Here is a 12940-nt window from a genome sequence, read left to right as displayed (position 1 = left end):
CCCGCTATGGATGCGTTCAATCTCATCATCGATCGCGTCGGCGATCGTAACGTCTTCAACCTGTTCTCGGGAAGAACACCGGGACGAGAGGCGCATCTACAGACCCGCGTTCAGGATGATCTGATCGACGACTTTTTAAGCGTCGTGCGTCGTGTGGCTTTGCTCTCGGGCAGCATCGATGACGATCGTGAAGAGGGCGATCTGACCGGTCATCTTTTCAGAGCGGGCGAGATCGTATTCAGGCAGTTCTTTCCCGAGCGCATTCGCGACATTCTGCGCCGGTCAGAGGGCGGCGTGCTTTTCTTGCATGTCGATCAGGCCCTTGGCCATATTCCGTGGGAGCTGCTGCATGACGGCGTATCGTTTCTTGCCGACCGCTTTATCATAGGGCGTAATATTGCCGGCGCCTATTCTTACCGGGATGGTAGCCGGCAGGATCGAAACCGACTTCGTATTCTTATCGTCGCTGATCCGACGAACGACCTTCCTTCGGCGGCCCGCGAAGGGCAGATGCTCTACGAGACGCTGAATGCCGAGATCAGCTCTGACCTGATCGACATTCGTTTCTTATCGGGCAGGCGGATAGGAAGGCTTGCGCTGCTCGAAGAGATGCAGGGAGCCGATATCGTTCATTATGCCGGGCATACGGGCCGTGACGAAGAGGGCGAAACGGGATGGCTGCTGCATGGCGGCAAGATCCTGCGATCGAGCGAGATCGAGCAATTGCGCAGCGCTCCGAATTTCGTCTTTGCCAACAGCTGCTCGAGCTTCGGATCGTATTCGCTGGACGAAGCGAATCGAATGGCCTCAGCTTTTCTGCGTTCCGGGGTTTCGGGTTATATCGGCACGTCGTGGGATATCGCCGATACCGAAGAGGTGATCGAGTTCGCCCTTGAATTCTACCGCAACATCTTTCTTGAGCGCTCCGTCGGTGAGGCGCTTTTCGAAGCGCGGCAGAAGGCCCGTAAAAGGAATCGCACTTGCGACCTTACGTGGGCCGCTTATTCGCTGCACGGAAATCCCGGGCAACGTCTGTTTCGGTATCCGGCACGTCGCAGCTTTGATGCATAGCGAAGCGTGCTCAACGTTCGACGGGTTCTTGAGGATTATCCGCTTCCCGTCGCCCTGCATTATGCTCGTTTTGTAGAGGCGCAGGAACAGACGGGTATTCCCGATCCGTCTGCCTTCAAGCTGTTGCGCAGCAGCTTCCTCTGGATGATGTCTTTCACCGGCGGACTTCTTTTTGGTCTGTATCGCAAGCTTGCGTTGAAAGGAGAGCAGCCACAGTGGAAGGACGGTAACTATGAAAGCTGCGCCGCTCATATCCATCGCTTCGCCCGTCGTCTGCACGTCCTGAATCTTGAAGGCCGTCTGCCGGGGCTTGTGCAGCCGCTTCTGCTTCATCGCGACAACATCGTGAAGATGATCGAAATCATTCGCTTCTTTGAGTCGAGCGATACTGCGGATAACCAGGCCGAGCAGCTCTCCTATCTCATCACATTTCAATATCTACTGGAAAACCTTTTCGTCGACCTGTCGCTTCTCGGGCGGGTGGAGTACTTTCAGAATACGGGCCCGGCCTGGCCGGCCATCCTCTTTCGCGGGCAGAAGACGTCGACGATTCGCATTCTTCCCGCGTATGCAAGGGTTTCGTCGCTTGAGAAAGAGCTCGAATCCTTCGCTCATCATCTCTGTGTTTATGTTCCTTCACGAAAGATGTTGATCGATCTGTCAGACGGATTTTCTTTTGAAGAGGGGATGCTGAAATCCTCCTTGTTTGAGCTTGAAATGCATGTCGATGTGTCAGAATGAAAGCTCCTGCGTCGCCTGTTGCGGAACGCTGAACCTGCGATTGCGCGCAGAACAGCTGCGCGATCTTTTATCGGAGCGCACCTCTCAATGTCCCGATGCAGGGAGGGCCGATCATGCCTCGCTTGTCGCCTATCGTTCTGCCCGAGAAGAGATCGAGGCATCGCTGGAACGTTATGATGCGACGGTCTATGTCTGTCCTTTCGTCGGATGGATCGAAGAGGGGCGTGCCGGCTGCCTGATTCATCCGCTACGCACCGGCCGTCCGAACAGTCAGAATGCGTCGTTTTATGGGACTACGATATGTCAGTCGTATGACTGTCGTGCGAAAGAGAAAGAGGCTAATAAAGAAGAGGCCGAAAGGCATGGCAGTAAAGGCTGGCAAACGATGGCGCTGCATATCGCTGAGGGCGACGCTCTGGTGTATACGCGCATCATCGGCGATGCGATGTTCTATCGTTTAGTCGAGGCCATCGGCGACACGGCAAGCGTCCTCAAGGCGGCTCCGGCGCTGATGGAGCGTCTGGTCCGGCTGCGTCTCTGTCAGGATTGCGGGCCTACGTCGTTCGAGATTCCGGGCCATTCGAAGCCGACGGTGGATGATCTTATTCCCGTCCTTTTTCGCGAAGAGGATCGTCCGACTGCCGCGAGAATGGCTGCAGAAGCGATTGACGCCGTCGGCCGATCAAGCACGATGTAACCGAAGAGGAGCAATCGTGATCCTTCCCTGTCATCCGGTGAATCCGGAAAAGCGGACGATCCAGAAGGTGCTGGACGGCCTTTCGCGCGGAGCGATCTATATCGTTCCGACCGATACCGTATACGCCTTCATCTGCCATCTGGAGCATCCGAAGGCCATATCGTCGCTGTATCGCATCAAGGATATGTCAGAGAAACAGCCGCTTTCGCTTCTCTGTCGTGATATCTCGATGGCCGGCCTTTTTACGAAGAACATCCCCGACTACGTTTTTCGCTTCATGAAGCAACATACGCCCGGCCCTTATACGTTTATTCTGCCGGCAAGCAAAGACATGGATCGCCGCGGCATGGGCAAGCGCAAAGAGGTGGGCATTCGTATCGTCGATCATCCTCTGCATATCGAGTTGATGAAGCAGCTTGATGTGCCGCTTGTATCGACGTCCGTGCGTGAGGTCGAGGCCTTCGTCACCTCGCCCGAAACCCTTGAAGATATCTACGGCTATCAGGTTGAGGCCGTGCTTGATGCCGGTCCGCGCAAGAACGAATACACGACGATCCTTGACGGGCAGGGCGATCAGTTCAAGCTCATCCGCTCCGGCATCGGCCCCATCGACGACCTCGATTATCTCGCTGACGAGGATTGAGAGCGTTCCGGCTGAAAAGCATTTGCCAGATAGATGCCCGTTACCGATCTGTTTCTTTACGGTTCAGATCCGGTCCCCGACGCCGGCCGGCTCTGAGACGCATTTCTTTACAGTCGAGGGGCACATGGCCGGACATTCGAAGTGGGCGAATATCAAACATCGTAAGGACGGAGCGGACCGTCGCCGCGGACGCATCTTTACCAAACTCTCGAAGGAGCTGATGGTCTCCGCCAGGCTGGGCGGCTCAGACCCTGACGCCAATCCACGTCTGCGCATCGCCATGACGAAGGCGCGATCGGCAAACATGACGACCGATACGATAGAGCGTGCGGTCAAGAAAGGCGCTGGTGAACTTGAAGGCCTTACCTACGAAGACGTCTTTTATGAGATCTATGCGCCGGGCGGAGTCGGCGTCATCGTCGAGGCCATGACCGATAAGAAGAGCCGCACCACGCCCGAAATCAAAAGTATGCTCAATCGCTTCGGAGGCTCGCTTGCCGAATCGAACGCCGTCACCCGTCTTTTCATGCAGAAGGGACAGATCCTCATCGAGAAAAAGGCCGTCGATGAAGACCGCCTTATGGAGCTTGCCATAGAATCCGGCGCTGAAGACGTGCGCGTCGACGAAGACGGCTTTGAAGTTCTGACCGCTCCCGCCGATTTCGCCTCGGTGAACGAGGCCCTTGTTAAGGCAGGCCTTGAGATTCAGGAGTCGGGCATCAAGTATCTGCCTCTTGACGGCACAGAGGTGCCTGTGGACGCCGAACAGGCCTCGAAGACGATGAAGCTGCTTGAGCTGCTCGAAGACCATGACGACGTTCAGGCCGTATATCATAACATGCAGATGAGCGACGAGATCATGGAGGCGCTCTCGTAAGAGAGTATCAAGATGCGTATTCTTGGAGTGGACCCCGGTTACGGGCGGACGGGCTGGGCCGTCATCGATACGAAGGGATCGTTAACCCTGCTTGAATACGGATTGATCGAGACGTCGGGTAAAGATCCGCTATCGAAAAGACTCTACCGCATATTCGACCAGCTCATGGCCGTCTCTTCGCGTCTCATGCCGAAGCGTATGGTGCTCGAACGTTTTCATCCCGGCAAGAGCATGACGACGGCGGAGGGCGTCTTTCAGGCTCGGGGCGTCGTGCTTGCCGCCGCCGGCTTTACGGGATGCGAGGTGATCGAGCCGACGGCGGCGCAGGTAAAGCTTGCCGTAACAGGAAGCGGAAAGGCCTCCAAAGAAGACGTTCGCATCATGGTCGAGCGCCTGCTTGATATCAAAGAACCGATTCGTCCCGATGACGTGGTCGATGCCATCGCCTGCGCCATAGCCGGTTCGGCGCTGCCCGGAGTGATCGCATGATATCGGGCCTTCGCGGAGTGGTGCAGCGTTTCGGAGCGTCACGCGTCTATCTGCTGGCCGGCTCCGTCGAATATGAGGTTAACGTTCCGCTGAATGTTTTTGAATTCTTACAGCAGAAAAAAGATGCCGAGCACTTTCTGCATATCTATCATCTTTTCACGTCCGAAGAGCAAAGGTTATACGGATTTCTTCAGCCCTCGCAGCGAGAGCTTTTCGGCGCCATCCTTTCGCTGAAGGGATTCGGCAGCGTGCTTGCCCTTTCGGTGCTCTCACATCTTGATCTGAGCGGCCTTCTTGATCTCTGTGAGCGCGGCGATGCAGCCGCCCTTTCGCGCATCCCCCGCGTCGGCAAGAAGACGGCCGAAAGCCTTGTCTTCGAGGTAAACCAGAAGAAAGAGCGCTTTCGCAAGCTTCTCGACTCCGAAGAGCAGAAAACGAAAAAGCCGGCCGCCGACGAAGAGACGGAGCTTGCCGAGCAGGCGTTAGTCCAGCTCGGCTATAAAGAGGCGCAGGTGCAGAAGGCGCTTCTGCTTGCTCGCTCTGAGGCTCCCGGAGCTTCTGCATCGGAGCTCATCCGTCTGGCGTTGCGGCACCTGTAGGAGGAGCTGGCTACCATTATGGCTGCCTTTCTAATTGCTCTTGAGACGCTATCTTAACAATTTCGAAGGCTCTCGTGGAAAAAAAACGCCATTCTTTCCGAGCAGGCCGTCCCAGTAAGTATGCGCTCTTTTTCCGTTATGCTGACGCTCCTCTCTCTACTCGCAGGTTGCAGCGCAGAAGCTGATTTCTCGAAAGACCTGGAGAGAATCGGCTTTTTATTCGGAGCGATGACTCAGGGACGCGTCGTTGATTCCGGGCAGAACCAGTGCTATGATACGGGCAGCGCTGTATCCTGCCAGAACGCTCTTTATCCAGGTCAGGATGCCGATTATGTCGGAGTACCAAAGCCGCGGTCTATCAGCGCTCCCATTCAGAAATCAAACGGCGATCTGGTTACGATCGACTACGGAACAGGATTGATCTGGACGAGCTGCCTGCTGGGCACCGGAGGCAGTCCCGATAATACATCGACATGTGTCGGCCCCGCTGTTGGAACGGATCTTGCCACTGCTCGGAGTTATTGCAGCGCATTGAATAGCCGGCAGTTTGGCGGATTGACAGACTGGCATGTGCCGACAATTCGCGATCTGAAAACGCTGGTGATTCATGTAATGGCCCCACCGTACTATGATACGGTAGCCTTTCCAGGCGGAGCAGCCGTTCCAGTTTGGTCTGAGAGCACGACCGGTGGAATGGCACTGTACCTTGATTTCAACTATGGTATGAGTTATACGTCCGGTACGGGCTATTCTATTCGTTGTGTAAGTGGCGCCTCTATCAATCCGGGTAACTTCGCTGTAATAGCGGGAGGTGTAGTTCGCGATGCCGATACGGGACTTGTCTTCACGCGCTGTGCGGCAGGGCAGAATGAAACAGAGGCCTGTACAGGCACGCCTTCTGCTGTGGACTGGACCTCCGCTTTACAATACTGCCACAACCTGAACAAAGACGGTCGTCGGTGGCGCCTGCCGGCAATCCAGGAGTTAGAGACCCTACTGCGATTGGCTGAGTTTCCGGCGATTGACGCGTCGGCTTTCCCGAATACCTCGGGCATTTTCTGGTCTTCTACGACGAGCCCTTCATCCATGCTGAACGCCCTGGCCATCAATTTTGATACAGGTGGAAGCTACTCTGATTCGGGAAAGACGGGCACGGCCGCCGTCCGTTGCGTCTCAGGCCCCTGATCTACCGTACATCCAGCGTCGCAGTCGTCGCACCTCCCGGCCGACATATTTCTGCATGACGGCCTGTCGGCGCTCCTTTGTTAACCGATCGGCATTGCGTTTTATATATGAGTCGGCCTTCTTGCGCAGGGCCAGGGCATCTGGATAACGATCGAAGAACTCTGATAGGGTCTCGTCGGTAGGCTCTGTTGAAAAGAACTCAGCGAGGTCGCGGGCGAAGGCATTCAGAATGTCAGAGCGTCTTTCGGTTACGGGCGGAGCTTCGGCAAATATACGCTGAGCGGAGCCGTTGTAAAGCAGTCGTCGATCTCGCAACTCTGCAAGCACGGACTGCGAATCCAGCGCGGCCGGACGATAGGCCCCGTTAATAAGAGCGCCGTCTGCCGTGAGATTCCATACAGGAAGATCGGGCAGATTGCCGATGCTCTCTTCAAACCAGTGACGGTAGAGATCAAGAACATGGTCGCCTGAAGTGCTGCCTCCGTTCACCGATTCGACGGGTTGCAGCTGCCGTCGCTGCATCAGAGATTCATTGATATGCTCGAGGCTCTGCAGGCGATGCTGCGTACCGGCCCATTTCTCGTAATGATGCGTGCTCACGCAGTGCAGCTGGCGATGCGTCCACGCCATGTCCGTTCCGATGAGAAGAATCGCCGACGCCTCTAAGAAACGCAGCATATCAAAGGCCGACGTGGCCACCGAACCGCCGGACTGTAATGAACCGATCTCTCCACATTGCATCTGCGCAAGAGCGGCCCCCGGCGTCTGTAGCTGCACGGAGCGCCCCGCTGCGTCGAAGTAATATTTCGCCGTCGTCGAGAAGACAAACGGAGCACGCAGCTTCTCGGGCAGATGAGGATGAACGACAAGATCGGCAAAGATTACGGTATCGGTTAAATCTTCGCCGCGCAGATGAAGCAGTGTATGCGGCTGGGCATCGAGCACATGAACGATCTGCGGACGGATGCCGCTACGCAGAAGAGGCTTGAGAGCGGTATCACAGGCGACAATCAGACAGTGCGGTGCGAGCGCCTTGATAAGCGGCAGGGATTCGCGCAGCGACGGCCCGGCGCCGACAAGCAGAGCCGGACCCTTCCAGCAGCCCTGCCAGTGCGCAAGCAGAGCGGGCGATGCGGGAAGCTGAGTCGATCGTTCCGGGGATGAGCCGGATTGCGGCGTGGGCGATTGCTCCCGAACGGAATCGTGCGGCGGCAGGAAGCGCAGATTGAGAAGCGTGTTGCGCAGCCACAGCGATTCGAATTCAAATCTTGTAAGAAGGTCGCTTAACCCTGATTTCAGAAATCCGTGAATCCGACCTTCGACTTCTCTATAGAAAGAAGGGTCGTCAGACATGCTGCCCGGATGACGGATCATGGTTACGCCGCGAAACCCGTCCACCGGCAGGCCGGCCAGGTAACTCCACAGAGAGTCGAGCATGGAAGGCGAAAAGATATGACAGTTCGGCGTGGCGGCGAATTCGCGAACAGCGGCATCTTCGTTAACCAGGAACCGCAGAAGCTCCTGTCTGTGATCGATAAGAATGCAGATTTGCGTCTCTGATCTGAGCCGTAGCAATCGTTCGATCACAAGCGGATTGCCGGCTCCGGAAACTACAAGGATGCGCTGCGGCCTGTAAGCGGCAAGCATCCGCGACGCCTCATCGCCTGGAGCAAAGCGAGAGGCAAGCGGGCGCGATCCGACGACGAATCGTTCGCCGCTTCGTGCCGTCTCAAAGCGGTAAAAAGTCCCTGCCCCTGCGAAAAGGGAATGCAAATAAGGCTTTCGCTTCAGTATGCTTGCAGTATCCATTTTTCTATTTCGGCTATCTCAACAGTGGCTTCTATAAAGAATAAGGCTCGAAAAGACTCCGAAAGAAACCGGGAACGCTTCGGCGACTTTATGTCCCAGATATGTGACATAATACGGGACATATTCGTGATACGGAAGAAAAAAATGCGTGCTGAGGAAGAAATGATGAGCGGTCGAATTGGTCGATTGGTCGGGCTTCTGAGCTTGACGGCTCGCCCGCTCAGTCGAGCCTGATCCAGGTCGGTGAAAACTCACGGAATGGCCATATCGTGATTGGCTGTTGCAATGGCGGCCCGCCGAAAAGCGGGTACGCTATCAAAAGAAATAGAAAAGAAAAGATTCCATACGAATGAAATCGATGATACGGGCTTCCTTGAACAATGCGTGTTAAAAAGATCAGAATGGTCGGCTTCAAGTCTTTTGCCGACGAAACCGTTGTCAGTCCTCAAGACGGTATGACGGCCATCGTCGGTCCGAACGGATGCGGCAAGTCGAATATCGTCGATGCGGTGCGCTGGGTGCTGGGCGAAAAGTCCGGCAGGGCTCTGCGCGGCAAAAGCATGGAAGACGTGATCTTTCTCGGAGCAGAGACGCGCAAGCCGGCCGGTATGGCCGAAGTGGAAATCATCTTTGATAACGTCGATCGCGGCCTGCCGCTTGATATGGACGAGGTGGCGATCGGTCGTCGCATCTATCCGGGTTCACCCAGCGAATACATCCTGAACGGCAAGCGGGCGACGCGCCGGGAGATCGATCAGATGCTCATGGATACGGGCATCGGTAAGACGGCCTATTCGATCATGGAGCAGGGTCGGATGTCTGAGATTCTCAAGGCATCGCCCGAAGAACGTCGATCGCTTTTCGACGAGGCGGCCGGCATCTCGCGCTTCAAGGCCGAGAAGATGGAAACGCAGAAGAAGCTCGAAGATACGCGGCAGAACATGCTGCGTCTGAACGACATCCTGCGCGAGAAAGAAAAGGAACTATCGCATCTTGATAAACAGGCCCGTAAGACGCGCGAGTATCTGAAGCTGAAAGAGCGCCTCGATTTACATGACGTGAACCTGCGTTACCTGAAGCATGTCGATCTCAAAGAGAAAGAAAAGAAGGCGGCTGAGAAGCTGCGCGAGCTTCTTGAAAAGAAGAACCAGATCTTCGAACAGATCACCGCACGCGAGCTTGAGGCCGAAGAACTCGAGAAACGCAATCAGGCCGACCTGGAATCGATGCAGAATCTCGATCGCGAGTATCATCAGTCCATCGGTCAGATCGAATCCCTGGTTCAACGTCTGACTGAAATCGACACGCATATCGAAGACCGCCGGGGAAAGCTCGAACAGATTCGCGATCGCTTTAAGGGCGAGAAGAAGTTTCATGCCTCCATCGAGAAGAAGCTTCAGGAGTCGTTGCAGCTTGTTCTCGATCTCGGTCAGGAGATCGATACGATTCAGGTGGCCATCGGCAAGAGCAGCGAGGCGCTGCAGGGGCATGAAGAGAAATACCGTCTTACTCTTGTAAGAGAAGAAGAGCTGGTTCAGCAAATCGAAGGGTTGGATCGCGAGCAGAAGTCCCTTCTTGAAGAGCTGCGTTCTATAACAGAAGACCTCATCGTCAGCATCGAGAATCGGCAGAAAGATCTGCGCGAAGGCGAGCAGAAACGACGCAAGGTGGGCGAGTCGATTCGCTCGCAGCTACAGACAAAGGCCGGCCTGGCCGACGATGCCCTTGCGAAATTGAACGCCGGCGATGCGACCGCGGCGACGAAGCTGCTTGCGAAGATCCGCCTTTCTGACGTGCTTTCTGAATTTGACGAATATCAGCGTATCGAAGGAGAGTTCCGCGATCTTTTTTTTGGCGAAACCGGTCTGCTTTCGCGCAAGGACGAGATCGATCGACGCATGAAAGAGCTTGATGAGCGTCGCGAGAAAAGCCAGATCGAGATACGTTCCTTGAACGAGAAACGCAAAGAGCTGCTTCTTCTAATTGAGCGAGAGAAGCAGCGACGCATGGAGATGGAGCTGAACCTGCGTGATTTCCGCGCCCGCAAGAACAGTTCGGCCGAGGCGCGCGATAGCATCCAGGCTCAGATTGACGGCTCTCTGGATCGACTGAAGTATCTGACCGAAGAAGAGCAGGATGCCATCCGACAGCTACAGGCTCTTGAAGAGCAGAAGGGGAAGCTTCGCGAAGACGCGAAGAATCTCAAGAAATCGTCGGCCGAACTGAACAAGAATCTGCTCGGCATGCAGAAGAACGTCTCACGCCTTCGCGATCAAATCCTTGATCTGCGCAAGCAGGCCGGTAAAGAGCGCGAAAGCATCGATCGTCTGATCCCCGAAATCTCGTCGCGCGAGCGGGCTGAAGAGAATATCAGAGTCGCCCTGATGTCTCTTGAAGAAGAGCTGTATAACGATTTTCAGTTCAGTCCGGGCGAGCTTTACGAGAAATGCGAGAAGAAGCGTCTGCGAATAGAAGACGAAGAATCCGAGTTCCGGCGCATCAAGGCCGAGATCCAGGCACTCGGTCAGTTCAACGCCCTTGCCATCGAAGAGTTCGAACGCAGTAAGATCGCGCTTGAAGAGCTTCTCAAGCAGAAGAAGGATATCGAAGATTCCGAGAAGAACATCCGCGATATTATCGAGAAGATCGACGAGAAATCGAAGGCGATCTTTCTCGACGTCTTTGAACGGATTCAGAATAACTTCGTCGGCGTCTTTCAGAGCCTGTTCGGCGGCGGGAAGGCGACGCTGACTCTGACCGAGCCCGAGAACGCCCTGAACTGCGGCATTCAGATCATGGTGCAGCCTCCCGGTAAAAAGAACTCATCGCTATCTCTTCTGTCGGGTGGAGAGCAGAACATGACGGCCATCGCCCTCATGTTTGCGACTTATCTTGTACGTCCGTCGCCGTTCTGTCTTCTTGACGAGATCGACGCTCCGCTTGACGATCAGAACGTGCAGCGCTTTTTGAAGATGCTCTCGGGCTTTTCGTCACGATCGCAGTTCATCATCATCACGCATAACAAGCTGACGATGTCGAAATCCAATGCGATCTTCGGCGTTACCCAGGAAGAGGCAGGCGTTTCGAAAATCGTATCGGTAAGGATGGAGGACCGTGCGGCTCTTTGAGGCGAGAGCATCTCGGTCTTACATGATGGCATTGTTAACGAGGTCAACGTGCGGCGGGCTTCTCGCTACCGCGCTTTTCCTATTATTCTCTCCGGTTATTCTTCAGGCGGAGCCTGTGCCCGATGATGCAAGGCATCTGACTTCAGAGCGTCGCACGCGAAAGCTGCTTTTTATTCCGTTGAAGAATCAGACGGGCGAAAAGGAGCTGGATTATTTATCCTACGGTATTCCGACGTTGATCTTCTCGGGCATTCGCACGAATTTTTTAATCGAAGGCCCGGCGCTTACGGAGCGTTCGCTTACACCGGCAGGGCCTGTAGCTGAGCCGCAGCAGCAGAGCGGGCCGGTTCTTTTAACGGCATCTCTTCTTGATTTTCGATCGGCGGCATTGCGTGAAAAGCAGCGCGGCATTCCGGCTGAGCTATCGCTGATACCGGCGAAAGAGGCGGAGCTGCAGAGCGCTGATCCGGCCGAGACGGCCGTACGCTACGGCGCGGAATGGTTCGTCTACGGAACGGTGGAGTATGAGCCTGTGCCCGATCCTGAATACGTCGATGCACAGGGCCGCCGCATTCGTATCACTGCCGAGCTGCGCAAGCAGTTCGAGGGCAGAGAGTTGCCCGCTCAATGGAAGAAGCTTCTCGAAGAGAAGAGGCCCGAGAAAATCATCGTCAGGCTATATCTGCGTTCGTTTGAGAAGAAAGACGTTCTCTGGTCGCACACGTTCACGTTACGCGCCGATAACCCCTACGAAGGCACCGATTTCAGCACGCCGGCACGTGCGCTTGATGAAAAGATACGCGCTGCAAATCCGCATCGGCTGCGCATCCGCAGCGCCCGACAGGGCTTTGTCTTTTTAAACGGCGCCTATGCGGGCAAGACGCCTGTTGAGGTTCGCGTGCCCGGCGCAAAGATCGACGTTCGCGTCGAGCAGGATGGCTGTAACATCTATCGGCAGGAATGGAAGCCAGGCGACAGCGTCAACGTTCAGGCGCCGTGCAACACGTATCGTGGTCGCTCCATTCTATCGGTCGTGTCGGTACCCGACGGCGCCGATGTTTACTTGAACCATGAATACCTCGGCAAAACGCCGCTGCGTCGCGTCGATCTTGCGCCTGGCGTGCACAGGGTGAGGGTTTCTGCGAAGGGCTATATCGACGGCTTTTACGGCGTCGAGCTGAAAGACGAAACCCCGGTCGATGTCGTGGCGCAGCTCAAGCCGGGCGATACGGTTGAATACTATACAGATCCCGGTTACGCCATCCAGGACTGGACCTACGACGATATGTCGCTGGGGCTTTTTTTGCAGAGCGTCGCCTTCGGTATGGGATGGGCGTATACGAATGTGCGGGCCAACGAGATCCGCGATTCCATACGATCACCGTGGCTTCCGTATTTCTATCCAGATCCCTCTTATGGCCTGATCCAGTATCAGACCTTTGAGGATGCTCGCCTCAGGGCGCTGAAATGGGAGCGAAGCGGAAGGGTTCTGGCCGGCCTGGGAGCGATCTCGCTTTTCGGCGCCGCCTACTATCTCTATCGCTCCCTGAAGCATGACGATCGCCCTTTCGGAGAGATCGAGGCACGCCCTGAGCCGGTGCTTTTCGGTACACCAGGTACGATGGAAGCCGTCTACGGAGCTGGAATCCGCTGGACATTCTGAGAATGATTCCTGATTTATTTCGTTGCCGCGAAAAGTTG

General features: G+C 55.5%; 11 protein-coding genes. 10 read left to right on the top strand and 1 reads right to left on the bottom strand.

The window, feature by feature from the left end; translation table 11 throughout:
• The first annotated feature begins 6 nt into the window (after nt 1-6).
• The 8 genes from LEPIL_RS03135 (at nt 7) to LEPIL_RS03100 (ending at nt 6302) form a co-directional block, all read left to right on the top strand.
• Nucleotides 7-1071 carry a CHAT domain-containing protein gene (locus LEPIL_RS03135; RefSeq protein ID WP_040918244.1) on the top strand — a complete coding sequence of 355 codons (1065 nt, stop codon included), beginning with the start codon at nt 7-9 and terminating at the stop codon, nt 1069-1071.
• A 6-nt stretch (nt 1072-1077) separates the two neighbouring features.
• Nucleotides 1078-1812 carry a hypothetical protein gene (locus LEPIL_RS03130; RefSeq protein ID WP_040918242.1) on the top strand — a complete coding sequence of 245 codons (735 nt, stop codon included), beginning with the start codon at nt 1078-1080 and terminating at the stop codon, nt 1810-1812.
• The gene (locus tag LEPIL_RS03125) at nt 1799-2509 is read left to right on the top strand and encodes a hypothetical protein (protein ID WP_040918241.1); all 711 of its coding nucleotides are present in this window, start codon (nt 1799-1801) and stop codon (nt 2507-2509) included. The genes LEPIL_RS03130 and LEPIL_RS03125 overlap by 14 nt, the downstream gene beginning before the upstream one ends.
• A gap of 16 nt (nt 2510-2525) precedes the next feature.
• On the top strand, nt 2526-3152 hold the full coding sequence (locus tag LEPIL_RS03120; RefSeq protein WP_002769851.1) for an L-threonylcarbamoyladenylate synthase: 627 nt from the start codon (nt 2526-2528) through the stop codon (nt 3150-3152).
• A gap of 124 nt (nt 3153-3276) precedes the next feature.
• Nucleotides 3277-4029: a YebC/PmpR family DNA-binding transcriptional regulator gene (locus tag LEPIL_RS03115; protein WP_002769849.1), complete on the top strand. Its 753-nt coding sequence runs from the start codon at nt 3277-3279 to the stop codon at nt 4027-4029.
• A gap of 12 nt (nt 4030-4041) precedes the next feature.
• Nucleotides 4042-4518, top strand: a complete 477-nt coding sequence (locus LEPIL_RS03110; protein ID WP_002769847.1) for a crossover junction endodeoxyribonuclease RuvC — start codon at nt 4042-4044, stop codon at nt 4516-4518.
• Complete coding sequence (gene ruvA / locus LEPIL_RS03105) at nt 4515-5117, top strand: Holliday junction branch migration protein RuvA (RefSeq protein WP_002769845.1); 603 nt, start codon at nt 4515-4517, stop codon at nt 5115-5117. The genes LEPIL_RS03110 and ruvA overlap by 4 nt, the downstream gene beginning before the upstream one ends.
• Before the next feature lie 228 nt (nt 5118-5345).
• On the top strand, nt 5346-6302 hold the full coding sequence (locus LEPIL_RS03100; RefSeq protein ID WP_179117353.1) for an Lcl C-terminal domain-containing protein: 957 nt from the start codon (nt 5346-5348) through the stop codon (nt 6300-6302).
• On the opposite strand, the gene LEPIL_RS03095 is transcribed toward LEPIL_RS03100, so the two are convergent.
• A complete protein-coding gene (locus LEPIL_RS03095; protein ID WP_040918239.1) occupies nt 6291-8111 on the bottom strand; it encodes a motility associated factor glycosyltransferase family protein in 1821 nt (606 codons plus the stop codon). The two genes, LEPIL_RS03100 and LEPIL_RS03095, sit on opposite strands and share 12 nt — an antisense overlap.
• 380 nt (nt 8112-8491) lie before the next feature.
• Here LEPIL_RS03095 and LEPIL_RS03090 point away from each other — a divergent pair, with 380 nt between their 5' ends.
• Together LEPIL_RS03090 and LEPIL_RS03085 are read left to right on the top strand one after the other, a co-directional pair.
• The gene (locus LEPIL_RS03090) at nt 8492-11239 is read left to right on the top strand and encodes a chromosome segregation SMC family protein (RefSeq protein WP_002769839.1); all 2748 of its coding nucleotides are present in this window, start codon (nt 8492-8494) and stop codon (nt 11237-11239) included.
• A 115-nt stretch (nt 11240-11354) separates the two neighbouring features.
• A complete protein-coding gene (locus tag LEPIL_RS03085) occupies nt 11355-12902 on the top strand; it encodes a PEGA domain-containing protein (protein WP_040918235.1) in 1548 nt (515 codons plus the stop codon).
• Nucleotides 12903-12940 lie beyond the last annotated feature (38 nt).

Source organism: Leptonema illini DSM 21528, assembly GCF_000243335.1.
GTDB lineage: Bacteria > Spirochaetota > Leptospiria > Leptospirales > Leptonemataceae > Leptonema > Leptonema illini.
This window is presented reverse-complemented; position numbering and strand designations above follow the sequence as displayed.

Excerpts from the sequence above, each read along its gene's own strand:
- LEPIL_RS03135 (WP_040918244.1), top strand. The coding sequence starts at position 7 with ATGGATGCGTTCAATCTCATCATCGATCGCGTCGGCGATCGTAACGTC.
- LEPIL_RS03125 (WP_040918241.1), top strand. The coding sequence starts at position 1,799 with ATGTGTCAGAATGAAAGCTCCTGCGTCGCCTGTTGCGGAACGCTGAAC.
- LEPIL_RS03115 (WP_002769849.1), top strand. The coding sequence starts at position 3,277 with ATGGCCGGACATTCGAAGTGGGCGAATATCAAACATCGTAAGGACGGA.
- LEPIL_RS03110 (WP_002769847.1), top strand. The coding sequence starts at position 4,042 with ATGCGTATTCTTGGAGTGGACCCCGGTTACGGGCGGACGGGCTGGGCC.
- ruvA (WP_002769845.1), top strand. The coding sequence starts at position 4,515 with ATGATATCGGGCCTTCGCGGAGTGGTGCAGCGTTTCGGAGCGTCACGC.
- LEPIL_RS03100 (WP_179117353.1), top strand. The coding sequence starts at position 5,346 with ATGACTCAGGGACGCGTCGTTGATTCCGGGCAGAACCAGTGCTATGAT.
- LEPIL_RS03095 (WP_040918239.1), bottom strand. The coding sequence starts at position 8,111 with ATGGATACTGCAAGCATACTGAAGCGAAAGCCTTATTTGCATTCCCTT.
- LEPIL_RS03090 (WP_002769839.1), top strand. The coding sequence starts at position 8,492 with ATGCGTGTTAAAAAGATCAGAATGGTCGGCTTCAAGTCTTTTGCCGAC.